A 22763-nucleotide genomic window follows, 5' to 3' on the forward strand; every position below is an offset into this window, starting at 1 on the left:
TCACTTGACGATAAAAGACCTTTCTTGTATCATATTCTTTGGGCGCTTCGCACTTTGTGTGAAGCCAGAATCGGTTAACAAGCTCCCCTATTCATTTTTGAATGGGGAGCTTGTTTTTATTTTTTGTTGTTTCCCAAGTATTTAGAATTAGCGTAGGCTAATAAGAAAAGGAGAATATTTATATGACCAAATATGTTTTTGTCACAGGTGGCGTTGTTTCTTCGCTCGGTAAAGGGATTGTTGCGGCTTCACTTGGTCGTTTGTTAAAGAATCGGGGCTTGAAGGTCACGATTCAAAAATTTGATCCATACATCAACGTGGATCCCGGTACAATGAGTCCTTATCAACATGGGGAAGTTTTTGTAACAGATGATGGTACTGAAACAGATTTAGACCTTGGCCATTACGAACGTTTTATCGACAACAACTTAAATAAATATTCAAACGTCACAACGGGTAAAATTTATTCAGAAGTTTTACACAAAGAACGAAAAGGCGAATACTTGGGCGCAACTGTTCAAGTCATTCCACATATCACAAACATGATCAAAGAAAAAATCATGCGCGCAGCGACAACCACTGATTCAGATATCGTAATTACTGAAATTGGTGGCACGGTTGGTGATATCGAATCACTCCCATTCTTAGAAGCACTTCGTCAAATGAAGGCGGATGTTGGCGCTGAAAACTGTATCTATATTCATACGACGCTAGTCCCTTACTTAAAGGCCGCTGGTGAAATGAAGACTAAACCAACGCAACATAGTGTTAAAGAATTACGGAGTATCGGCATTCAACCGAACGTTTTAGTTTGCCGGACTGAAAAAGAAATTCCAGATAGCATGCGGAATAAGATTGCCCAATTCTGTGATGTTGAACCAGAAGCAGTCGTTGAATCACGCGATGCAGAATCAATTTACGACATTCCATTATCATTACAAAAACAGGGCTTAGATGATTTTGTCTTGAACCATTTCAAGATGACGGCACCAGCTGCTGACATGACTGAATGGGCTGATATGCTCCACACTATCAAGAACCTTGAAGGTACTAAGAAGATTGCGTTGGTTGGTAAATATATCGAATTGCAAGATGCTTATATCTCAGTGAATGAAGCCTTGCGTTCTGCCGGTTACGTCTATAATACGGACGTTAAAGTCACACCTGTTCAATCAGAAGACATCACTAAAGAAAACGTTGCTGAAAAATTAGCTGGTTTTGATGGTGTGATTGTCCCTGGTGGTTTCGGCGATCGCGGTCTTGAAGGGATGATTGTATCCATTCAATATGCGCGTGAAAATAACGTGCCATTCCTTGGTATCTGTTTAGGGATGCAAATGGCTAGCATTGAATTCGCCCGGAACGTTGCTGGGATCACTGATGCAACGACTGGTGAAGTGCATCCAGATGCAAAACATAAATTAATCGACATCATGTCTGATCAAATTGATGTTGAAAATATGGGTGGCACGCAACGTCTTGGTTTATACCCATGTAAATTAAAACCAGGCACGAAGACGGCTGATGCCTATGATAACCAAAGTGTCATCCAACAACGTCACCGTCATCGTTATGAATTTAATAACGAATATCGCGATTTGTTAACGGATAAAGGTTTAGTCTTTGCTGGGACATCACCTGACAATCGTTTAGTCGAAGTCATTGAAATTCCAGAAAATAAATTCTTCGTGGCAGCGCAATACCATCCAGAATTCTTATCAAGACCAAACAAACCAGAAGGCCTATTCAAGGCATTCATAGGAGCAACAATTTAAGAGTGCTGGAACCCACGGGTAATTTCTGAGCATTAGCCTAGTTTTGTGAGTGCAAGCATGTTTTGAATCAGAGTGCTATCTCAGCTGTTTAGCGTCTGAGTATAGCCTAAAAATAACGCCTGATGATGATTTCTAGTCATTAGGCGTTATTTTTAGATTAGAGTCCTTTTTGATTAACGGAAAATTGTTTTTTTAGACCTATTTTCTAACCAAATTATTAGTTGGCCTTTTATTTAATGATTTATACCGAATGTTTTCAGTAAAAATGCGGGATTATCTTGTAATTTGCTGAATAATTAATTATTATTATACATGTGTGACTATTTCAGAATAAAAAGACAGTTTTTGAAAGTGCACAGTATTAACTAATTATTAAAATAAATTTGGAAAAAGTCAAAAGCCCGCTTGTCGATTGCCTGATTGTTGGGACGGTCACTAAAGCTAGCTCTTTTGTTATGAATTGAACGGGGAAATTAAAAAATGAAAAAAATGTTAATTCAAGGCGGCAATCTTCTATCCGGAGAAGTGACAATTGGTGGTGCTAAAAATAGTACCGTTGCCATTATTCCTGCTGCTATTCTGGCAGAATCAAAAGTTGTGTTAGATAGTGTTCCCCACATTAAAGATGTGAACAGTCTACTATCAATTCTAGATGATATGCACGTGACGTCAACGTTTGTTGGTGATACGGTCGAAATCGATCCAACGGCGATTATTTCAACGCCATTACCAAGTGGTAAAATTCAAAGTTTACGGGCATCCTACTACTTTATGGGCGCTTTATTAGGGCGTTTTGGTAAAGCAGTGGTTGGCTTGCCCGGTGGGGATGATATTGGACCACGACCAATTGATCAACATATTAAAGGCTTTGAAGCGCTTGGAGCGGTTGTGTCGAATAATCATGGCGCGATTGAAATTAACGCACCAGAGGGCTTGCACGGGGCTAAAATCTATCTTGATATGGCATCGGTTGGCGCGACAATCAATTTGTTGTTGGCCGCAGTCCGAGCTGAAGGTCAAACGATTATTGAAAATGCGGCGCGTGAACCCGAAATTGTGGACATTGCAACCTTCCTGAATAATATGGGGGCTAAAGTTCGTGGCGCAGGAACCGATACGATTCGAATCGAAGGGGTTGCGCACCTCTATGGTCATACGACACACACGATTATTCCGGATCGGATTGAAGCGGGGACCTACTTGAGCATGGCCGCAGCGATTGGTGATGGCGTCAACGTTAAGAACATCATCAGCGAACACATGGATGCCTATTTAGCGAAGTTGGAAGAAATCGGCGTTAAGATGGATGTTAAAGAAGATAGTATCTTCGTTTATCCATCACCGAATTTAAAAATGGTACAAGTGAAAACAATGCCATATCCCGGTTTTGCGACTGATTTACAACAACCTTTAACACCGCTTTTGTTAAAAGCACAAGGTGAAGGGATTGTTGTCGATACGTTGTATCCGAAACGGACGCGCCACGTGCCTGAACTGATTCGGATGGGGGCTGACATTTCAATCGAAAATGATGTGATTATGTTGCATCATGCGGATCAACTACAAGGCGCTGAAGTTTCTGCGGATGAAATTCGCGGGGGCGCTTGTCTGATGATTGCCGGCTTAATGGCCAGCGGTGTGACGACGATTAACAATGCTAGTAATATTTTACGGGGCTATGATCGGGTGGTTGAGAAGTTAACCGGTCTCGGGGCCGTCGTTAAAATGATTGAAGAATAAATGATTGGCCTATTGTTTTTTAGGCGGATTCATGCTAATATTTAATGGTTATGTAAACAAATATCTCTGACATAGCAAATATCTCAGGGCAAAACTTAAGTTGTGCATCTTCGGATGTGACTAACTTTAGCAAAAAGGAGCGGAAAAGACATGAAAAAAGGTATTCATCCAGATTATCACAAGGTTATCTTTATGGATTCATCTACTGGTTTCAAATTCATCTCAGGTTCAACTGCAAACTCAGCTGAAACTGTTGAATGGGAAGACGGTAACACATATCCATTAATCCGTGTTGAAATTTCATCAGATTCACATCCATTCTACACTGGTAAACAAAAGTTTACTCAAGCAGATGGCCGTGTCGATCGTTTCAACAAAAAATATGGTTTTGCAGATCAAAACGCTGCCAAATAATTATTTTAGAATCAGGGATCAATTTCCTGGTTTTTTTTGTCCATTTTTTTAAGGAGGAATACGATGAAAATCGGTCGATTACAAGCTTTTAGTGATGGTGTTTTCTCAATTTTGCTAACGTTATTAGTCTTAGATTTCAAGTTGCCAACCTATCAAGACGGTCATTTAGCACAGTCGGTTTTAAGCCAATGGCCGACGTTGGTTGCTTACGGACTTTCTTTTTTCTACGTGGGGACCTTATGGTTGTTTCATCATGATTATTTTGCGAAAATAAAGAAGACGAACTGGCAATTGAATGTTTTAAATTTAGTGATTCTATTTACGGTAACGTTGATTAATTATCCAACCAGTCTGTTAGCAGAATCAATCGCACACCAACAACGCAACGATATGCAGTTTGCCTTTTCGTATTATACGATAGTGGCCTTGTTGATATCCGCGATGTTTTGGTTACTTTACCGTTTTATGGCGCAACACCACGAATTGACTGGCTATCATCAGAATCATGAACGGTTTTATCAACGAACAAAGAATGATCCGTTAAAAAGTGTTACGATTTACTTAGTCGCCTTGGTGGGGATTCAAATTAATTTGTGGTTAGGCGCTAGTTTAATGATTGCGGGGAACGTTTTTCATTTTATCGCTTATTTGCGATTAAGTCAGGGGATTCAGAAGTACGCGCTGATTAAGAAGGGATGATGCAAGATGGTCAAACAAAAAAGAACGTTACGGTGGGTTGATTGGGTCTATTTATTCACGATGGGCAGTCAGTTAATTTACATTATTTTCTATTTAGAACAATTGATTAATCGACCAACTGAAAATCCAGGATTGGCCTTCGCTATTTTACAAGTAGTCGCCGGTTTAATTATTGCGACATTACCGATTTTGATTGAACGTTTTATGCCGTATCGGTTCCCAGAAATTTTATACGCCGTTTATCTAGCTTTTGTCTACTGTTCAATTCTGTTGGGGACTGGATTACACTTTTACAGTCGGTTCATTTACTGGGATAAGTTTCTACACGTTTTAAGTGCCGGACTACTAGCTGGACTGGGTTATACGATTTTTAATATCTTGATTTCTAAACAACAACGCCAAACGATGTCGGCCTTATTGATGAGTCTCTTTTCATTAACGTTTGGGAGTACGGTTGGTATTTTGTGGGAATTCTATGAGTTTACGGGGGACCACTTCTTAGGGCTCAACATGCAACGTTTCATGGTCGGTGGCAAACTATTACAGGGCCAAGCAGCCTTAGTCGATACCATGGGCGATTTATTAGCCGACGTCCTCGGCTCGTTACTGATTTCTGTCATCGGTTATTACTGTATTAAATATAACCGCGATTGGTTAGATAAGTTGAGATTCACAAAAAAATAAGTGCTAACGCAAGCGTTTAAACCTTGAGCATAACCTATATTAAATAAATCAAAAAAGCTTAGTCCTTTTGGGCTAAGCTTTTTGTTTGCGTTGATCGCGTAAGACTTTTGTATTTTGGTTGACCCAGAATAGGTTGACGATGATTAAAACGGTGGTTGAAATAAAGATGCCGCTATAACCAAAGAGGCCGGAAACACTGGAACCGATTAAAGGACCGGCGACGTTGCCCATCGCTTGGAAGGATTGATTGTAGCTAAAAATACGACCGGCCGATTGATGGGGTGAGTATTTAGCGAGGATCGTTTGGACTTGGGGAATTAAAGCGGCATCGGCAATTCCGACCAGTAATCGTAAACCACCGAGTTGCCAAACGTTTTGAACAAACGCTTGGGGAATATAGACGAAAACCGCAAATATCAAGCCGGCAATCAAAATCTTTTCGGAGCCGATTCGATCGCCTAATGCACCAAAGCGGGGTGCCGCCACCAGGGTGGCAATCCCCGGAATGGCGGCGATAACCCCACTGATTAAGGCTACGTTGTGACCGTGATGCATCAATTCGCGGACGTACAGACTTAGTAGCGGACTGATTGAATTGTTGGAGGCTTGAATAATCATGGTGGTGACAAACATCCCGATAATCAGGTGTGGATATTTCAATTCTTGCAATAGTTGTTTACCAGGCACTTGGTCGCCTTTAGCAATCGGCGTAAATTCTTCGTGAACAAAGGCTAAACAAAGGAAGAAGACGATCATTAGAATCGTACCGGTAATAAAGAAAGTCGTTCGATAACCGGTCGCTTCGGCGATAATCCCGCCAAGTAAGGGGCCTAATAACGTCCCCGAGACACTGCCGGTGGTTAAGGTGCCTAACGCTTGGCCGCTTTTGGCTTTAGGTGCGGAGGTTGCGATTAAGGCGTTTGAATTGCTGATGTAACCGGAAAAGACACCTTGCAACATCCGCAGTGCAATTAATTCGTAGACGTTTTGGACAAGGCCCATCGCGCCTAAAACAACGGCCATGCCAAGTGAGGCGCGCAGTAACATGAGTTTACGGCCGCGTCGATCGGCAATTTTACCCCACCAAGGTGAGATTAAGGCGGTCACTAGGAAAGTAGTCGCGTAGGTTAAACCACTCCAAAGCCCTAATTCGGCTTTCGTGAAATCGCCGAGTGTGTCGATGTAGAGTGACATGAACGGCATGATTAAACTAAAAGCAACACCGGCCATGAAGTTGCCAAACCACAGGACGATTAAATTTTGTTCCCATTGTTCACGTCGTCTGAATAGGCGTTGACGAATGTTTGCCAACATACAAAGGTCATCTCGATTCTATTTTAATAAGTGAACGACCATTTAGCCGCGTATTGGTCGTACAGGGTTGCTAATGCGGGTAACTGCTTGAAAGCGTGCTGTAAATTGGTAGCGAGTGTTGGTGGTAATTGGCGTCTAAAGTAGAGCTGTTGGGTATTGAAAGCAGCTAGTGCACATTTTTGTTGCGCTAATGTGCCGTGTTGGACGAAAAATTGGAGCCAACTTAAAAACCAATCTTTAGGACGATCACTTTCATAGTGTTCCAGTAAAGTGGTTAATTCGCTGGGTTGTGCCACTAATAAGTAGTGGTTTCGTTGTAAAGGGGTTAACGGGAATTCGTCAATTCCGGATAGATCAATCGCTTTGGTACCTAACAGTGCGAGAAAAGTTTCAAATGAGTCGGCAACGGTTAACCATTGATCGACTTCCGTATCAATGTAGCGAATGCTCGGATTAGTCGGATTCTGTTGATAATCAAACGCGAAGTATTGGGTTTGATGTTGGCTAAACGGGATTAAATAAGCAGGAAAGTCTGAACAATCAATGACTGGTTGGTGCTCAGTCGCAAGACCAGCGATGTAGTGGCATTCAACGTGGCCTAAGCCGTCGCTAGTTGGTTCACTGGTTGGTAACCAGAAACGTTGTAGAAAGCCACCGTTGGTTTGTTGACACAGTGTGACGTAACTTGCGGGTAACTTGGCGTTGGGGTGGATGAAGCACGGGTCTGTGAGGCCGCTATCCGCAATTTGAGGATGAATCGTAAACATTGAAAGAGACCTCCTAAGTGGATTGGTATTACTGTTAGTTTAACATGCTTCGGACATCTTTTGAATTTTTGTAAAATTAATTAACAGTTCTTTATTTGTCGTGCGGAGTCTGATACTATGAAGACAATATCTAAGAAAAGAGGAATGTATGATGCTGTGGTTAATTGTAATTGTAATTTTATTAGCGGTCGGCGCGGCTGGCTTTTATATCAGTACCTATAATGGCATGGTTAAAAGTCGTAACTGGACGGAAGAAGCTTGGAGCCAAATTGATGTGCAATTAAAACGGCGTAATGATTTAATTCCGAATTTACTATCGACGGTTAAGGGTTACGCCAAACATGAACAAGAAACATTAGAAAAGGTCATCAAAATGCGGAATCAATTGGTCGAGATGCCAGCTGATAATCGTCAAGAAACGATGGCGGTATCGAACCAATTAACGGATTCGTTGAAGAGCATTTTTGCGTTATCTGAAAGTTATCCTGATTTAAAAGCCAACGCTGAATTTGGCAAATTGATGGAAGAATTAACAAATACCGAAAATAAAATCGCGTATGCCCGTCAATTGTTTAATTCAAGTGCAACGCGTTTTAATAACAAAATTGAAACTTTCCCCGGGAACGTTTTAGCTGGTGCCCATAATTTCCAAAAAGTGGCTTACTTAGAAACACCAACTGAAGAAAAAGCGGTTCCTAAAGTTTCATTCGATTAGAGTGTGATTAAAAATGTTATATGAACAAATTGCACAAAATAAACGCAAAACAGTTTACGTTTTAATCGGGTTTTTCGCATTAGTATTAGCAATCGGGGGCGCGATCGGTTATCTGTTTATGAATAATATGCTAACCGGCGTGACCTTGGCAGCCGTACTAGCCATTGTCTATATTTTAATCATGATTAGTAATTCGACAAACGTTGTCATGCAAATGAACCACGCCGTTGAAATCAAAGACGCGAATCAGTATCCGGATTTATGGCACATCGTTGAAGACATGGCGATGGTCGGTCAAATTCCGATGCCGCGGGTTTTTATCGTTGAAGATGACAGCCCCAACGCTTTTGCAACCGGCAATGATCCGCAACACGCAGCGGTCGCTGTGACCAGTGGGATTATGCAACGGTTGAATCGTGAAGAATTAGAGGGCGTCATTGCCCATGAAGTGTCACATATTCGCAACTATGATATTCGACTATCAACGATTGCCTTGGCGCTATCGGCGGTGATTTCGATTTTGGTTAACATTGGGAATAACTTCTTCTGGTGGGGCGGCGCAGGTCGTGACCGGGATGATGATCGCGATAATGGCGGTAGTAATGTCATTGCGATGGTCTTTTCAATCTTACTAATGATTTTGGGCCCATTGGCTGCCAGCTTAGCGCAGATGGCGTTGTCACGAAACCGCGAATATTTAGCGGATGCGTCAGGAGTTGAGCTAACTCGCAATCCTGAAGGGCTAATCAATGCGTTGTTGAAAATTTCGGATAGCGAACCGATGCAAGCGGCCGATCCATCAAGTTCGGCACTCTACATCTCAGATCCGTTCAAAGGTAAGGCCTCGCACCTATTCGACAGCCATCCACCAATCGAAGACCGAGTCGCAAAACTAAGAGCAATGTAAAATGAGTGAGTGCTGATGCACACGGTAGGTTCTGAGCATCACCCGCAAATCGCCAATTATCTTGACCGTTAAGATAACTGGCGATTTTTTGGTTTTTGTCGGTAAATTTCGTATAATTAAACTGAAAGGGTGGTGACTAACGTGCGACAGAAAATCCGCGACTTAACCATTTTACAAAGTGAGTTAATCAGTTTACCGCAGCCACCAGCGCAACAACCAATGGCCGGATTGGACGAGCTGTTAGCAATTGTTCGCGGTCAACTACTGTTGGCCTACGATCAAGACAATTACTTGACGTTATCGACGGACCAACGAACCACTTTGCAAATCGGAATCATTCAGGCATTAAGTCATCAGCCAGCCGAGGTTAAAAAACTGCAATTAATGTGGCAGCAGACCACCGCCAGTCGGTATCAAATTCAAAATGAGCCGCAATTGGTCGCCCATTTTAACCAGCTTGAACAAGCTAATTGGGATCTAGCTAGTTTACGTGCTTACGCCAAATATATCAATCAACGTCCTTTAACGGCACAGCAATATCGGGAAAATAATAGTGAGTTACATCGGATTGGGTCGCCGCTCTATACGCGGTTATATCAAGCATATGGGCGACAAACCACGAATCGTGTTATCAATTGGCAAAAAGCTAATTTAGTGTTGAATCAACTGGAAGCACAATTAGACAGTCATCAGTTTTTACAATTACGGAGTCGGCAGTTTCGAATTGATCCGGCGATGCCACCGGATGCGCCGTTTTTAACGTCATTTGCCAAAAGTGTTCAATTAGCGTTTCGGCAGCGACCATTAACGGATCAACGATTACACCAGTTTAGGTTGTATCTGGATCGCCAAAATGAACAATACATTCGCCATTTCTGGCAAAAGGACGGTCAAACGGATGAACAAGCCTTGGCCCAATTTGTCGTGAGTCGGCAACAAGCGAACCCGCAATATTGGTTACGCCGCGAACCGGCGCGATTTCATAATAAATATCGGATTGGCCAACCAATCCCCAATGACTTTCCGAATCGTAAACGGCTGACACCGGATTTTCATAGTGAATGGCTAATCGATGAACACGGCCAGTTTATCAGTCAATGGTCGGTTTTGAAACAATCGGCCGACGAGTTAGTCATCAGTAATCCGGTTGACTATCAGTTGACGGACGCGCAATGTCGGCAATTATTGAACGGGGCTTCGTTTAACTATGCACATCAAAATGATCAAACCCATGTTCAATTGGATAGTTGGCCACCGAAACGCTATGATCATCTATTGCGACAAGAAACATTTAACGCATGGCGAAGCCCCTCAAAAGCCATTTATCAAAACAAAGATATTGAGCCCGATGGTTATTCGGTGCACTATTAAGCGGATTCAAAACTTATCTATTGTCCAAAGTACTTCGAACGTTTTTATGGTACAATATGGCTTAGTCAATTAAGCACTGATAAAAAATGGTCCGTTACTGGGACCTTAATTAATAGGAGCTATCGATATATGAAAATGCAATTGGGTGAAATTGCACGAGTGACCGGCGCAATCAATGAAACTGAACAATGGCAAACATTAGAAGTGACTAGTGTGGCGTTTGATGCTCGTGAATTACGACCAGGGGCTTTATTTGTGCCTTTAGCCGGTAATCGGGATGGACATGATTTTATAGAACAGGCGCAAACCAATGGCGCAGTTGCGACTTTCTGGGCAAGTGACCATGCGAATCAACCGACCGATTTCCCAATCTTGGTGGTTAAAGATCCGCTGATTGCCTATCAACAATTAGCGATGCATTATTTACGTAAGATTAATCCGAAAGTGGTGGCGATTACCGGGAGCAATGGTAAAACGACCACTAAGGATATGACCGCTGCTGTTTTAGGGAGCCAATATAATATTCATAAAACGCAAGCCAATTTTAATAATGAAATTGGGGTCCCACAAACGATTTTATCGATGGAAGCCAATACTGAAATTCTAGTCGTTGAAATGGGGATGGACCGGCCAGGACAATTGCACGCCTTAAGTGAAATTGTGATGCCCGATGTGACCGCCATTACGATGATTGGCGAAGCGCATATCGAGTTTTTCAAAACGCGGGATAAAATTGCCGATGCCAAGATGGAAATCACCGATTTCTTAAATGAAGACGGGTTGTTAATTTATGATGGGGACGAACCACTCTTGAACGAACGGGTGGGCGATTTGGACATTGAAACGTTTGGCGGTTCGACCACCAACACGCTTTATCCGCTCCAAGTGCGTGCGGGCGAAATGAGTACGACTTTTAAATTAAACGAATGGCCAGAAATGACGTTTGAAATTCCAATGATGGGGGCCTATAACGTCAATAATGCGTTAATCGCGCTCTTAATTGGCCAACGTTTCCACATTAAACCGGAAACGATGCAAAAATCATTGGCTAAATTTGAAGTCACCCGGAATCGAACGGAATGGTTAGTTGGGACTAAAGGTGAACGGCTGTTGAGTGATGTTTACAATTCTAACCCGACGGCGGCTAAAGAAGTGTTACATAACTTCAGTCATTTTGAAACGCAGGGTAAACGGATCGCTGTTTTAGGCGATATGTTAGAACTAGGAACCGCCAGCAAAAAGCTACATGAAAGTTTAGCGACCGTTTTAAATCCCGTAGAAATCCAAACGGTTTATCTGTATGGGGATGAGATCCGACCACTCTACGAAAAATTAGCGACGACGTATGCCCCAACGCAATTGCATTATTTTGAAAAGAGCCAACAATCGGAACTAATTGAAGCGTTGCTAACCGATGTGCAACCGGCCGATTTAGTCGTTTTAAAAGCGAGCCATGGATTACATTTAGAACAAGTCGTGACCGCTTTAACTGAATAATGACATAAAAAAACAGTTTGAAAATAAGTTTTCAGCTGTTTTTTCTGTCTAATCGGGTTTTAGCGCAAATTTGTGGTAAAATAAGTACTAATTGCGTTTGCTAATTAACGGTGAGCGTGATAAGCTATTAAGGAGCTTTTTTAATGAAAAAGGCTTTTGAAAACAATTATATTACAAGACAGATTTTTGAAAATGGTGTAGCTGATAAAGTGGACCTGTTTTGTAATTGGGATGTTTTTTACAAAACAAGGAGGAACACTATTTGAAATTCTCAGAATTAGGTTTAACAGAACCAATCATGAAAGCCATCGAACGCGCTGGCTTTGAAGAAGCAACACCCATCCAAAGCGATACTATTCCGTTGGCATTAGCTGGCAAGGACGTTATCGGCCAAGCGCAAACGGGGACTGGTAAGACTGCAGCATTTGGTTTACCAATCTTACAAAACTTAGATTTAGAAAACCCTAATATTCAAGCTTTAATCATTTCGCCAACACGTGAATTGGCTATTCAAACACAAGAAGAACTTTATCGTTTAGGTCGCGACCGTAAAGCGAAAGTTCAAGTTGTCTATGGTGGCGCTGATATTCGCCGTCAAATCCGTTCATTAAAGGAACACCCACAAATTTTAGTTGGGACACCTGGTCGTTTATTGGATCATATTAACCGTCGGACGGTTAAATTAGATCACGTTCAAACATTAGTTTTGGATGAAGCGGATGAAATGTTGGACATGGGTTTCGTTGATGATATCGAAAGTATCATCAAACAAGTACCTGACAAACGTCAAACACTTTTATTCTCAGCAACGTTACCAGCACCAATCTTGAAGATCGGTAAGACCTTCATGACTGATCCTGAAACAATCAAAATCAAGTCAAAAGAATTAACGGCTGATTTAATCGATCAATATTATGTTCGTGCAAAAGATTTTGAAAAATTCGATATTATGACGCGTTTATTCGATGTTCAATCACCAGAATTAACGTTAATCTTCGGTCGGACAAAACGTCGTGTTGATGAATTAACACGTGGTTTGAAAGCCCGCGGTTATAATGCTGAAGGGATTCATGGCGATTTATCTCAACAAAAACGGATGAGCGTTTTGAAATCATTTAAGGCTGGCCGTTTGGACATCTTAGTGGCAACCGATGTCGCTGCCCGTGGTTTAGATATCTCAGGCGTCACGCATGTTTACAACTATGATATTCCTCAAGATCCAGATAGCTATGTTCATCGTATCGGCCGGACTGGTCGTGCCGGTAAATCAGGTGTTTCTGTGACATTTGTAACACCAAATGAAATGGAATACCTACGCATTATCGAAGACTTAACGAAGAAACGGATGTTACCTTTACAACCACCTTCAGAAAAAGAAGCCTTCAAGGGTCAATTAGCAGCATCAGTTGCTGATATCACTTCAATGATTGATAAAGGTCAATTGGCGAAGTACAATGAAGACGCTGAAGAATTATTAAAACAATTCTCAGATGTTGAATTAGCTTCAGTTCTTTTGAAGACGATCAGTAAAGAATCCGTTCCCGTTAAGATCACACCAGAACGTCCATTACCTTCACGTAAAAAGGGTGGTAATCGTGGCGGTAACGGCGGCGGTCATCATGGTAATGGTGGCGGCAAACGTCGCGGCGGCAACGGTGGCGGTGGCTATCGTGGCAACAATCGTCGTAACGGTAGTGGCGGCAGCAGCAATGGCGACGGCAAACGTCATGAAGGTAACAAAGACGGCCGTCGTAGCAACGGTGGCAATGGCGATAGCAGCAAACGTCGTAGCAACGATAACCGTAGCAATGACAACCACAAAAAAAGTGGTGAGGGCCGTTCAAAACGGAACTTCACAATCAGAACAAACGAAAAATAGAGCGCTGATTTGAGCGTTTAAAGTTCGAGCATAACCTAAAAATAAGCACTATGGCGTTTTTGGCCATAGTGCTTATTTTGTAGTTAGGCGGAGAACTTTGCTCAAGAAGCGCGTTTAAAGGAAGCGTTTTAGATTAAGCGGAAGTTGTCGCAGGCTTTTTTGGTTGTTAATTTCATCAAGTAACCGCTTCATCAAATATGTGACGAAGCTGTTAGTTCTGTTGGTCTGTTGATTGTGGTAAACTAAATTAAAATAACTAGTGTGTTGGGAGTAAGACGATGATTATTGGATTGGGTGTTGATTTGGCAGAGATTGCGCGATTTGAAAAGGCGCAGACTAAAAATGTGCACTTTGCACAAAAAGTATTAACACCAACCGAGCTGGCGTTATTTAACAGCTATTCACCCAAACACGCTCTTGAATTTTTAGCGGGGCGCTATGCGGTTAAAGAGGCGTTTAGCAAGGCCTATGGAACTGGTATCGGCCAAGTTGGACTACAAGATGTCGAAACGCTGAATGATGCGCACGGTAAGCCGTATATTCGTCAATCGTTATTCGACGGGACCGTCCATGTCTCGATATCGCACACCGACACATTGGTGATCGCAGAAGTTATTTTAGAAAGAGGTTAGACTTCATGACAGTCGGATATTTACGACCTACACGGGTGCTTGTTAATCAACAAGCCATCTATGAAAATGTTCAAAATGAATTAGCACAATTAACGGATCAAGAGACTGAAATTTTTGCAGTCGTTAAAGCCAATGGGTATGGTCACGGCATGGTACCAGTAGCGCAGGCGGCGGAAGCAGCTGGGGCAACCGGTTTTTGTGTGGCGATTTTAGATGAGGCGTTAGATTTACGACGCGCTGATTTCACGGAACCGATTCTAACGTTAGGCATTACGCAACCAGTTTATGCGAGCTTGCTGGCGGCCAACCAAATTTCAGTGACGGTTGGTTCATTAACATGGTTAGAAGAAGCTTATGACATTTTAAAATCAGAAAAAAATAGTCGTCAGATTCACGTTCACTTGGGGATTGATAGTGGCATGGGCCGGATTGGTTTTCGTGATGCCTCCGAATTATTAGCGGCTTATCAATTTATGCAAACTCACAATGATTATTTTGATTTTGAAGGGGTTTTTACGCATTTTGCAACCGCTGATGATCCAGATGATACCTACTTTAAAGAACAATCAGCACGCTTTAAAACGCTGTTGGCGATCTTGCCTGAACAACCACGTTATGTTCACGTATCGAATTCAGCAACCAGTTTGTGGCACGCAGCTTGTAATGGTAATATGATTCGGTTAGGCGTCAGCATGTACGGTTTGAACCCATCGGGCAAAGCGATTGAAAAAGTCCCATATCAATTGCAACCAGCGATGCGGGTTGAATCAGAACTTTGTTTCGTGAAGGAAGTTAAGCCAGGTAGTAAGATTGGTTATGGGGCGACTTATACTGCGGATAGTACGGAATGGATTGGCACCGTCCCAATCGGTTACGCCGATGGCTGGTTACGCCGGATGCAGGGGTCACAAGTCTTAGTTGATGGGCAATTTTGCGAAGTCGTTGGTCGGGTTTGCATGGACCAGTTGATGATCCGGTTACCTCATGAATATCCAGTTGACACCAAAGTTGTGTTGGTTGGTCAAAGTCGCAATGAGTCGATTTCGTTACAAGACGTCGCTGATTACGCAGGAACCATTCATTATGAAATTGCCTGTGACTTAGCCGAACGATTGCCGCGCGTTTATCAACCAATCACTGGCGACATTAATATTTAAAAATCATGATTTCTGTGTTAGGATGAACTAAGGTTAAAAAGAGTTGAATTCGGAGGCTAATGATGATGAATGCTAACCATGCACAACTATCCGTTAATTTAGATGCGAAACTGGTCCAAGAAATTAAAACCTATTGCGAAGTTTATGCGCTTGATGAAAATGATTTAATTCAAGACGCGTTACGTGAATTTATGGTGACGAGACAAGCGAAGGTCGATGGATTAATTAGTGGGTATGCTGAGATGGCCAGCATCAATAGTCAGATTGCCGCGGAATTCAATGAGTGTGAATGTGAAGCTTACGCCCACATTCGGACAGTTGATTTATCCTAATGGAGGGATCTGAATGGTGGCAGTAGTTCAACGTGGTGATATTTTCTATGCTGATTTATCACCTGTCGTGGGTTCAGAACAAGGTGGCATGCGCCCGGTATTAGTCATTCAAAATGATGTTGGTAATCACCATAGTCCGACTGTGATTGTTGCAGCGATTACCGCCAAAATCCAGAAACCAAAGCTACCAACACATGTTGGGATTACGGCTAAGGAAGACGGCATTGAGCGGGATTCAGTGATTTTACTAGAACAAATTCGAACGATTGATAAACAACGGCTCAAAGATCGGGTGACCCATTTAATCGCAAGCAAAATGGCTAAGGTCGATAAAGCCTTAACGATTAGTGTGGGGTTGAAACCGGTTCTGAATCCTTAATACATAAGTAAAAGACAGCTTCAAGAAACGACTTGATCTATTTTTAGAGCAGGTCGTTTTTTGTGCTATAATAGATTTTGCTGTAGAAAACGTGGTTCGTAACCATCCCACGTAAAAAAACTAGGAGGCAGTTTAATGACGAATCAAAGTCGGCTGCGCGAAGTCATTTTGAATGGCTTGGTGGCAGCTCTGTATGTGGTGTTGTCCCTTTTTCCAGGGATGTTGGGTTTTGCGTCAGGCGCCATCCAATTTCGGGTTTCAGAAGGCTTGAACCATTTGGTCGTCTTCAATAAGAAATATTTATGGGGCGTCTTTGGCGGGGTAATCGTCTTTAATTTCTTTTTCAGTTCTGAAAATAAATTATTAGATACGCTATTTGGCGGTGGTCAAACCTTATTGGCGTTACTTGTTTTAACGCTAGTCATGCCGTATTTAAAGAAGACGTGGCAAAAGATGGTGTTAAATATCGTCTTATTCACCGTTTCAATGTGTCTAATTGCGTGGATGATTGTCTTAACGGGTTCAACCGCTAGCACGAAAATACCGTTCTGGCCAACCTATCTATCCCTCGCCATTTCGGAAGGGGTCATCATGACGATCACCGCACCGATTATGTATACGGTCGATAAAGTATTACACTTCAAACAACAAATGAACTAAGCGCTGACACTCACGGGTAGCTTCTGAGCATTAGCCTAGTTTTGTGAATAAAGTCCGGGTTATGGACTTTGTTTGCAAAACTAGGCTAAGCACAGGAAGCTGTGAGTGGAAGCGCGTTAAATGAACTAAGCGCTGATCCAAGTTGGTTAGGCTTTGAGGATTAACCTAGAAATCATAATGCTGATTTTGTAGTTAACCGGAAAAGGCTACTTGAAAAGCGCGTTAAAAATAGGAGCGCTGATCAGCTGGGAACTTCTGAGTATAGCCAAAAAAATGACGTCTCCTTTATTTAAAAGGGACGTCATTTTTGTTAGTTAGATTAAATTATCGATTTCATCGGCGTCGTTCCGAAGGGCTTTGCCAGATTGTAAATCATCAATTTCAGGAACGGTGAAGCCTTTTTTCTCAAGCTTACTGATAATCTTCTTCAAGATTTCGATATCTAAACCAGCGGGTAACGTGAAGAGTGTTCGACGAACAAATTCGTCTTGTTTGGCATCTAACGTCATACAGCTAGCAATTGACGTGTACTTAGCGATAATCTTCGACATCGCGACTAAGTCACCTTGTTCGCCGGCTGATAGGACGGTTAGTACATAGCTACTTAAATCAAGATTCCAAGCTTCAGATAACATGTTTAACAGTGTGCTATGCGTCAAAATTCCGAAGAAGTTACTATCTTCATCTAAAACTGCGATGTAAGGTAAATCTTTAATATTAAAGAATACTTTGAAAAATGGGGCATCAACTGGAATATATTTCGTCATGTTTTTCAATAAACTGGTGACGGGTAATTGCATATCGCCACCTTGTGATTTATGACGGTAGATGTGCATTTTGTAGATATTCCCACGGAAAATCTTCCCACTAGCGTCTAAAACGGGGACACAACGGTAGCCAGATTCTTCCAAAAGGGTTAACGCTTCTTCTAAAGTGACCGATTCTTCAATGGTCGATAAACGTTCTTTAGGTAAAACAAGGGATTTGATTAGCATAGGCACAGCTCCTTAGATTAAAATTCTCTCATATACTGATGTAATCATAGCATACCATTGGTAGAATTAACATAAATAGTTTCTCGCTTTAGTGAAGAAATATTAAATATTGATGAGATGGTGAAAAAGAAATGGAACTCAATAAAATGATGCACCAACCAGTTGTCGATCAAACGGTTCTCGATTTTATGCGCACCAAAGTGGCTGTTTTAGACGGTCCGCTTGGGGAACTTGAAGTACAGGCCCACGAGAAAGGTATTCCGGTGATTCCGCATGAGACCGTCGCCTTTCTACAACAATTAGTGGCGATGAAACAACCGCAACAAATTTTAGAAATTGGAACGGCGATTGGTTTTTCAGCGGCGCTAATGGCGAGTGTGATGCCAGCCAGCGGTCATGTAACCACGATTGATCGTTATGAGTTGATGTACGAACGGGCGGCCACTAATTTTAAACGGTTAGGATTAACAGATAAAGTCACGCAAAAAAACGGTGATGCCGCTGATATTCTGCCGACGTTAACCGGTTCGTATGATTTAATATTTATGGATTCCGCTAAATCGAAATACGTTGAATTTTTACCAGATTGCCTACGGTTATTAGCACCGGGCGGTGTTTTGTTAATTGATGATGTGTTACAGGGTGGCACAATTTTCTTACCTAAAAATGAAATCGAACACCGTAATCGGGGCATTCATCGTAAACTAAACGAATTATTCGAAACAGTCTTACCTGATAAAACCCTATACAGCAGCTTACTACCACTAGGCGACGGCGTATTGATGATTACGAAAAGATAGAGTGTTGACTCAGCTGTTCAGCTTCTGAGTATAGCCTAGAATTGGGCGTTAGGACTGGTTTTTTAGTCATAACGCCCGATTTGTAGCTAGACGGAAGAAGCTAGCTGAGAAGCACGTTTAAGGGTAGAGCGCTGACTCGAACGGTTAATCTTTGAGCATAACCTAGAAATGACAATTATGGTCGTACTTAACCATAATTATCATTTCGTAGTTAAGCGGAAAAGATTGTTCGAGAAGCGCGTTTTAGGATAGAGCGCTGACTCAGCCGTTTAACTTCTGAGTATAGCCTAAAAATGGGTATTATGAGTGTTTTTTACTCATGATACCCATTTTGTAGTTAACCGGAAAAAACTACTTGAGAAGCACATTTTAGCCTAAAGTGCCGAGCATTAGTGCAAATAAAAAAACAATCCAACTTGGATTGTTTTTTGTTTACTCATGATTAAATCACGACGACTGGAATGCCTTCGCTAACGGCGTTGTATAATTTGGCCATAGTTGCTGGTGGGGTGTTGATACAACCATGGGAACCATGAGTCTTATACCAATCACCACCGTATTTAGGTTGCCATGAGGAATCATGAATCCCAACACCGGTTTCGTCAATTGGCATCCAATAACTAACGGGGCTAGCGTATTTAGTCCCATCTGTATTATTACCTTTTAACGTTGCGTTGCGTTCTTTCTTCCAGATACTCCAAACACCACTAGGGGTGACTTGAGGTGGCTTAGCCGTGACGATATCCGTTTCAATTGTCACCTTACCATTTTGATAGAGCCACATATGTTGGGCCTTTTTATCAATTTCGATATAAGTTGAACCGACACTTCGGGTTTTATTAGCAATTCCAGAACCGTTTAAGACTGCGGTCCGTGAAAAGCTTTTACCTTTAGGCACTTCAGACATGAGCGCAGCAACTTCATCAGCTTGCGAGATACTCCAACCGTAAATACCAGCTGGAACCGTCACAGTGCCTTGTTTGGTCGATTTAAACGTCAACGGTTTATCGTAGGTGTCATATTTAGTCTTCATTTGAATCACGTAATTAGTAACGGCAGTCTTATCAAGTTGAACCGTACCGTTTTGTTCAGTTAACCAATTTCGGATTTCTGACTTAGGCACTTGGAAGGTATTGCCGTCGACAGAATAATTAATTGTTTCGTTCGCAATCGTGGTTAATTCTTTAACCGTTTTTTGTAATTTTTGATCAGTTGATTTAATTGTCGGTTGATCATAGTCTTTTTGTAAATTGATGGTGGTCGTTCCTTGATTAATGCCATGAGCGACTGTTTTTTTGAATTTAGCGAGACTAATCGTATTCCCATAAACTTCTTTGGTAATCTGATAATCCGTCCCGGTTAAATCAACTTGGGCATTTTTGGAAGCTGTTCGTGAGGCGTTTAGCTTAGTCACGGTCTGGCTAGCAAATTGGTTGAATGAGTTAGTGTCTAAAATAAGAGCGTCTTCCGCTTTTGTGGTTTGGTGTTCACCGAAGGAACGACTCAACCAAGTCCAACCATTCTGTGTTTTACGGATTTTTTGCAATAAAGGTTTAAAATTATGGCTAAAGCCGGCCTCTTGACCACTAAACGTTAAGACTGAATTCTGCTGGTCTTTTAACGTATATTTCTGGTTATTGACCTTCTTCAATAAGACTTGATTGGCTTCGGTCACTGACCGACCACTGATATCGACACCGGCAACTTCTGTATGCGGTAAGAAGGCAGCTTGATAGTGATGGCTGACTAACGCGTAACCACCAACTAGGATAACTGCCGCACCAGCTAATGTGACATAAAGTTTTTTGGTAAACTGCACAGTAATAACTCCAATCTATATCTGAATAGGTGCTTAGTATACCGCAATGTTTCAAATATTACAAAGGGTATTAACTATTAGTAAGCATACTAGAGTTGTCCTTAAAAAGAAATGAAAAAGTTTCAAAATAGGACAATTTTAAGGTTAAATTAAACCAATTCACAGAATTATAAAATAAATAGACCGATTATTGACACGTTAAATAGTGTTTTGCGAAATAATTTATTAAAAAGATGATTAATCCAAACAATTAATTTAATGTTGAAATATTGATGAATGCACATCATTGATGGTGGGTGTTATTTTGGATTTACGAAAAAAGTAGAATTCCTTTTATAATCATATGATTAAAGCCATTAATTTTCTATGTTAATCTTTTAACAATTATTCATTGCACAGAAGATATTGTTGCGCTAATATAAGATTTGTTAAGTGAAAAGCAAAGAATAGTACGGCTTGAGCTGACAATTGATGAAGGAACACGTTAGATAACTTTTTTATTATTGAATTATTTGGGAGGATTATCAATAATTTAATAGTTATGAATTAGCTCGTATAAAAACTAATGATAAATGATTTTTAGAATAGCTGTTATTAAAAATGAATAATCAATAAAAATTAAAATAGGCCACTATTATTGGTTTAATGGTGTCACGATTAATCAATAAGATAGTCAGTAGGTTTATTTTGATACGGGGGATAACTTATGTCAGAGATACCGAATAAGAAGATGCAATTGTTGGGATCATGGTATGCAAAATTACAACGGATTTCCAATAATTTAAATGGGATTAGTCAAAAACATGAATTGAGTTTTGAACAGTTTCTAGTTTTGGAACAAATTATTGAAGAGGATCGTAACTCGCCCAGTGAATTGGCGAGTTTTTTTAAAACATCGATGCCGGCGGTTTCTAGAAAGCTAAACATTCTACAGGCCAAAAAATTAATTCATAAAATTCGTGGCGAACAGGAAGATCAACGTTTAATGTGGGTCACGGTCACACCTGAAGGCAATGATATTTATGAAGCGATTAAGCAAGAATTATTGATGTGGGGGGATGAAATTGATATTAAAGAATTAAATTTAATGGCCGATGTCAATCATTATTTGAGTCAGATTAACCATCAAGGACAGCCACTAAACCAAGTTTAACTAGGGGCGTTTAGTCGCGGTGTTCAATAAAAAAATAGTGTGCCATTACTTCTTTTGAAGTGATGGCACACTATTTTATTAGCCGTTAATTAAAAATTATTGGCGAGTTTCGATATCTAATTCTTTAAAAGCAGTTGTAACGATATCTTTTAATTGTTGAGCTGATTTGTGCATGCTTTCCATTTCGTGATCAGTCAATGGAATTTCAAGGATATTCGTAATACCTGAACGGTTGATGACGGCAGGTGAACCGATAAAGATATCGTTCAAGCCATATTGACCATCCATGTATACTGATAATGGTAAGACAGCATTTTCATCATCTAAGATAGCCTTAGTAATCCGTGCTAATGCAGTACCGATACCGTAGAATGTTGCACCCTTTAAGTTGATGATTGTGTAAGCTGCATCGCGAACACTTTCAAAAATCTTAAGTAATTCTTCTTCGTTAACTTCTGGATGGGCTTTAACCCATTCAGAAATCTTGATGCCACCGATATTAGCATGTGACCATACAGGGAATTCTGTGTCGCCATGTTCGCCCATGATGTAAGCGTGGACCGAACGAGCATCAACGTTGACCATTTCAGCGATATCCTTACGGAAACGAGCTGAATCAAGTGATGTACCAGAACCGATAACGCGTTCTTTAGGGAAACCTGATAATTTCCATGTTGCATAAGTTAAGATATCAACTGGGTTAGCAGCAACTAAGAAGATACCATTAAAGCCTGATTCAACGATAGGGTCAACGATAGTCTTCAAAATCTTAAGGTTTTTACTTACTAAGTCTAAACGTGTTTCACCTGGTTTTTGTGGTGCACCAGCAGTGATAACAACAACGTCAGCGTCTTTTGCGTCTGAGTAATCAGCAGCGTAGATTTTTTTAGGAGAAGTGAAAGCTAATGCATCAGATAAATCAATTGCATCACCTTGTGTTTTTTCTTTAAAGATATCTACGATACCGATTTCTTGTGCAATACCTTGTAAAGTTAATGCATAAGCGTAACTAGAACCTACAGCGCCGTCGCCGACTAGGATTACTTTTTGATGATCTTTTTCAATGTTTGCCAA

22 protein-coding genes and 1 riboswitch are annotated in these 22763 nt (G+C 41.2%); of the genes, 17 read left to right on the plus strand and 5 right to left on the minus strand.

Going from position 1 to position 22763, the window contains the following annotated elements; translation table 11 throughout:
* The first annotated feature begins 182 nt into the window (after positions 1-182).
* The 5 genes from ACVPPQ_RS06550 to ACVPPQ_RS06570 all read left to right on the plus strand — a co-directional run bounded on the left by ACVPPQ_RS06550 (position 183) and on the right by ACVPPQ_RS06570 (position 5312).
* The gene (locus ACVPPQ_RS06550; protein WP_463493459.1) at positions 183-1775 is read left to right on the plus strand and encodes a CTP synthase; all 1593 of its coding nucleotides are present in this window, start codon (positions 183-185) and stop codon (positions 1773-1775) included.
* A 480-nt stretch (positions 1776-2255) separates the two neighbouring features.
* Positions 2256-3515 carry a UDP-N-acetylglucosamine 1-carboxyvinyltransferase gene (locus ACVPPQ_RS06555; RefSeq protein ID WP_025083857.1) on the plus strand — a complete coding sequence of 420 codons (1260 nt, stop codon included), beginning with the start codon at positions 2256-2258 and terminating at the stop codon, positions 3513-3515.
* Between the two features lie 150 nt (positions 3516-3665).
* On the plus strand, positions 3666-3929 hold the full coding sequence (locus ACVPPQ_RS06560) for a type B 50S ribosomal protein L31 (RefSeq protein WP_025083858.1): 264 nt from the start codon (positions 3666-3668) through the stop codon (positions 3927-3929).
* A gap of 63 nt (positions 3930-3992) precedes the next feature.
* Positions 3993-4628 carry a TMEM175 family protein gene (locus tag ACVPPQ_RS06565; protein ID WP_463493462.1) on the plus strand — a complete coding sequence of 212 codons (636 nt, stop codon included), beginning with the start codon at positions 3993-3995 and terminating at the stop codon, positions 4626-4628.
* A 6-nt stretch (positions 4629-4634) separates the two neighbouring features.
* Positions 4635-5312, plus strand: a complete 678-nt coding sequence (locus ACVPPQ_RS06570; protein ID WP_463493464.1) for a hypothetical protein — start codon at positions 4635-4637, stop codon at positions 5310-5312.
* Positions 5313-5384: 72 nt separating this feature from the next.
* On the opposite strand, the gene ACVPPQ_RS06575 is transcribed toward ACVPPQ_RS06570, so the two are convergent.
* Together ACVPPQ_RS06575 and ACVPPQ_RS06580 are read right to left on the minus strand one after the other, a co-directional pair.
* Positions 5385-6626, minus strand: a complete 1242-nt coding sequence (locus tag ACVPPQ_RS06575) for a multidrug efflux MFS transporter (protein WP_463493466.1) — start codon at positions 6624-6626, stop codon at positions 5385-5387.
* Positions 6627-6649: 23 nt separating this feature from the next.
* A complete protein-coding gene (locus ACVPPQ_RS06580; RefSeq protein WP_463493468.1) occupies positions 6650-7393 on the minus strand; it encodes an SMI1/KNR4 family protein in 744 nt (247 codons plus the stop codon).
* A gap of 151 nt (positions 7394-7544) precedes the next feature.
* On the opposite strand from ACVPPQ_RS06580, the gene ACVPPQ_RS06585 reads away from it, so the two are divergent.
* The 10 genes from ACVPPQ_RS06585 to ACVPPQ_RS06630 all read left to right on the plus strand — a co-directional run bounded on the left by ACVPPQ_RS06585 (position 7545) and on the right by ACVPPQ_RS06630 (position 16922).
* Positions 7545-8108, plus strand: a complete 564-nt coding sequence (locus ACVPPQ_RS06585) for a LemA family protein (protein WP_025083891.1) — start codon at positions 7545-7547, stop codon at positions 8106-8108.
* Between the two features lie 13 nt (positions 8109-8121).
* On the plus strand, positions 8122-9015 hold the full coding sequence (htpX, locus tag ACVPPQ_RS06590) for a zinc metalloprotease HtpX (protein ID WP_463493470.1): 894 nt from the start codon (positions 8122-8124) through the stop codon (positions 9013-9015).
* A 141-nt stretch (positions 9016-9156) separates the two neighbouring features.
* Positions 9157-10386: a DUF3114 domain-containing protein gene (locus ACVPPQ_RS06595; protein ID WP_463493472.1), complete on the plus strand. Its 1230-nt coding sequence runs from the start codon at positions 9157-9159 to the stop codon at positions 10384-10386.
* A 129-nt stretch (positions 10387-10515) separates the two neighbouring features.
* Complete coding sequence (locus ACVPPQ_RS06600) at positions 10516-11883, plus strand: UDP-N-acetylmuramoyl-tripeptide--D-alanyl-D-alanine ligase (RefSeq protein ID WP_463493474.1); 1368 nt, start codon at positions 10516-10518, stop codon at positions 11881-11883.
* Positions 11884-12145: 262 nt separating this feature from the next.
* Positions 12146-13762: a DEAD/DEAH box helicase gene (locus ACVPPQ_RS06605; protein ID WP_025083894.1), complete on the plus strand. Its 1617-nt coding sequence runs from the start codon at positions 12146-12148 to the stop codon at positions 13760-13762.
* Between the two features lie 278 nt (positions 13763-14040).
* Positions 14041-14394, plus strand: coding sequence for a holo-ACP synthase (gene acpS / locus ACVPPQ_RS06610; protein ID WP_463493475.1), 354 nt, complete (start codon positions 14041-14043; stop codon positions 14392-14394).
* Positions 14395-14399: 5 nt separating this feature from the next.
* Positions 14400-15551, plus strand: coding sequence for an alanine racemase (alr, locus tag ACVPPQ_RS06615; protein WP_463493477.1), 1152 nt, complete (start codon positions 14400-14402; stop codon positions 15549-15551).
* Between the two features lie 62 nt (positions 15552-15613).
* Positions 15614-15883, plus strand: coding sequence for a hypothetical protein (locus ACVPPQ_RS06620; RefSeq protein ID WP_235715885.1), 270 nt, complete (start codon positions 15614-15616; stop codon positions 15881-15883).
* 13 nt (positions 15884-15896) lie between these two features.
* A complete protein-coding gene (locus tag ACVPPQ_RS06625) occupies positions 15897-16262 on the plus strand; it encodes a type II toxin-antitoxin system PemK/MazF family toxin (protein ID WP_025083898.1) in 366 nt (121 codons plus the stop codon).
* Between the two features lie 85 nt (positions 16263-16347).
* A riboswitch (PreQ1 riboswitch) is annotated at positions 16348-16392 on the plus strand.
* A gap of 5 nt (positions 16393-16397) precedes the next feature.
* Positions 16398-16922 (plus strand): QueT transporter family protein, encoded by a 525-nt coding sequence (locus ACVPPQ_RS06630; protein ID WP_463493479.1) that lies wholly within the window; start codon positions 16398-16400, stop codon positions 16920-16922.
* Between the two features lie 314 nt (positions 16923-17236).
* On the opposite strand, the gene cbpA is transcribed toward ACVPPQ_RS06630, so the two are convergent.
* The gene (gene cbpA / locus ACVPPQ_RS06635) at positions 17237-17917 is read right to left on the minus strand and encodes a cyclic di-AMP binding protein CbpA (RefSeq protein WP_463493481.1); all 681 of its coding nucleotides are present in this window, start codon (positions 17915-17917) and stop codon (positions 17237-17239) included.
* Positions 17918-18048: 131 nt separating this feature from the next.
* On the opposite strand from cbpA, the gene ACVPPQ_RS06640 reads away from it, so the two are divergent.
* Positions 18049-18717, plus strand: a complete 669-nt coding sequence (locus ACVPPQ_RS06640) for an O-methyltransferase (protein ID WP_463493482.1) — start codon at positions 18049-18051, stop codon at positions 18715-18717.
* Positions 18718-19159: 442 nt separating this feature from the next.
* On the opposite strand, the gene ACVPPQ_RS06645 is transcribed toward ACVPPQ_RS06640, so the two are convergent.
* Positions 19160-20536: a L,D-transpeptidase family protein gene (locus ACVPPQ_RS06645; RefSeq protein ID WP_463493484.1), complete on the minus strand. Its 1377-nt coding sequence runs from the start codon at positions 20534-20536 to the stop codon at positions 19160-19162.
* Positions 20537-21242: 706 nt separating this feature from the next.
* Between ACVPPQ_RS06645 and ACVPPQ_RS06650 the strand changes: the two genes are divergently transcribed.
* A complete protein-coding gene (locus tag ACVPPQ_RS06650; protein WP_463493486.1) occupies positions 21243-21689 on the plus strand; it encodes a transcriptional regulator, SarA/Rot family in 447 nt (148 codons plus the stop codon).
* 96 nt (positions 21690-21785) lie between these two features.
* Here ACVPPQ_RS06650 and ACVPPQ_RS06655 read toward each other — a convergent pair whose 3' ends face one another.
* Positions 21786-22763 (minus strand): L-lactate dehydrogenase, encoded by a 978-nt coding sequence (locus ACVPPQ_RS06655; RefSeq protein WP_463493488.1) that lies wholly within the window; start codon positions 22761-22763, stop codon positions 21786-21788.

The organism is Latilactobacillus parafuchuensis, from assembly GCF_055271665.1.

Excerpts from the sequence above, each read along its gene's own strand:
- ACVPPQ_RS06575 (WP_463493466.1), bottom strand. The coding sequence starts at position 6,626 with ATGTTGGCAAACATTCGTCAACGCCTATTCAGACGACGTGAACAATGG.
- cbpA (WP_463493481.1), bottom strand. The coding sequence starts at position 17,917 with ATGCTAATCAAATCCCTTGTTTTACCTAAAGAACGTTTATCGACCATT.
- ACVPPQ_RS06585 (WP_025083891.1), top strand. The coding sequence starts at position 7,545 with ATGCTGTGGTTAATTGTAATTGTAATTTTATTAGCGGTCGGCGCGGCT.
- ACVPPQ_RS06640 (WP_463493482.1), top strand. The coding sequence starts at position 18,049 with ATGGAACTCAATAAAATGATGCACCAACCAGTTGTCGATCAAACGGTT.
- acpS (WP_463493475.1), top strand. The coding sequence starts at position 14,041 with ATGATTATTGGATTGGGTGTTGATTTGGCAGAGATTGCGCGATTTGAA.
- ACVPPQ_RS06555 (WP_025083857.1), top strand. The coding sequence starts at position 2,256 with ATGAAAAAAATGTTAATTCAAGGCGGCAATCTTCTATCCGGAGAAGTG.
- ACVPPQ_RS06600 (WP_463493474.1), top strand. The coding sequence starts at position 10,516 with ATGAAAATGCAATTGGGTGAAATTGCACGAGTGACCGGCGCAATCAAT.
- ACVPPQ_RS06620 (WP_235715885.1), top strand. The coding sequence starts at position 15,614 with ATGATGAATGCTAACCATGCACAACTATCCGTTAATTTAGATGCGAAA.
- ACVPPQ_RS06550 (WP_463493459.1), top strand. The coding sequence starts at position 183 with ATGACCAAATATGTTTTTGTCACAGGTGGCGTTGTTTCTTCGCTCGGT.
- ACVPPQ_RS06570 (WP_463493464.1), top strand. The coding sequence starts at position 4,635 with ATGGTCAAACAAAAAAGAACGTTACGGTGGGTTGATTGGGTCTATTTA.
- ACVPPQ_RS06560 (WP_025083858.1), top strand. The coding sequence starts at position 3,666 with ATGAAAAAAGGTATTCATCCAGATTATCACAAGGTTATCTTTATGGAT.
- alr (WP_463493477.1), top strand. The coding sequence starts at position 14,400 with ATGACAGTCGGATATTTACGACCTACACGGGTGCTTGTTAATCAACAA.
- ACVPPQ_RS06650 (WP_463493486.1), top strand. The coding sequence starts at position 21,243 with ATGTCAGAGATACCGAATAAGAAGATGCAATTGTTGGGATCATGGTAT.
- ACVPPQ_RS06565 (WP_463493462.1), top strand. The coding sequence starts at position 3,993 with ATGAAAATCGGTCGATTACAAGCTTTTAGTGATGGTGTTTTCTCAATT.
- ACVPPQ_RS06580 (WP_463493468.1), bottom strand. The coding sequence starts at position 7,393 with ATGTTTACGATTCATCCTCAAATTGCGGATAGCGGCCTCACAGACCCG.
- htpX (WP_463493470.1), top strand. The coding sequence starts at position 8,122 with ATGTTATATGAACAAATTGCACAAAATAAACGCAAAACAGTTTACGTT.
- ACVPPQ_RS06625 (WP_025083898.1), top strand. The coding sequence starts at position 15,897 with ATGGTGGCAGTAGTTCAACGTGGTGATATTTTCTATGCTGATTTATCA.
- ACVPPQ_RS06630 (WP_463493479.1), top strand. The coding sequence starts at position 16,398 with ATGACGAATCAAAGTCGGCTGCGCGAAGTCATTTTGAATGGCTTGGTG.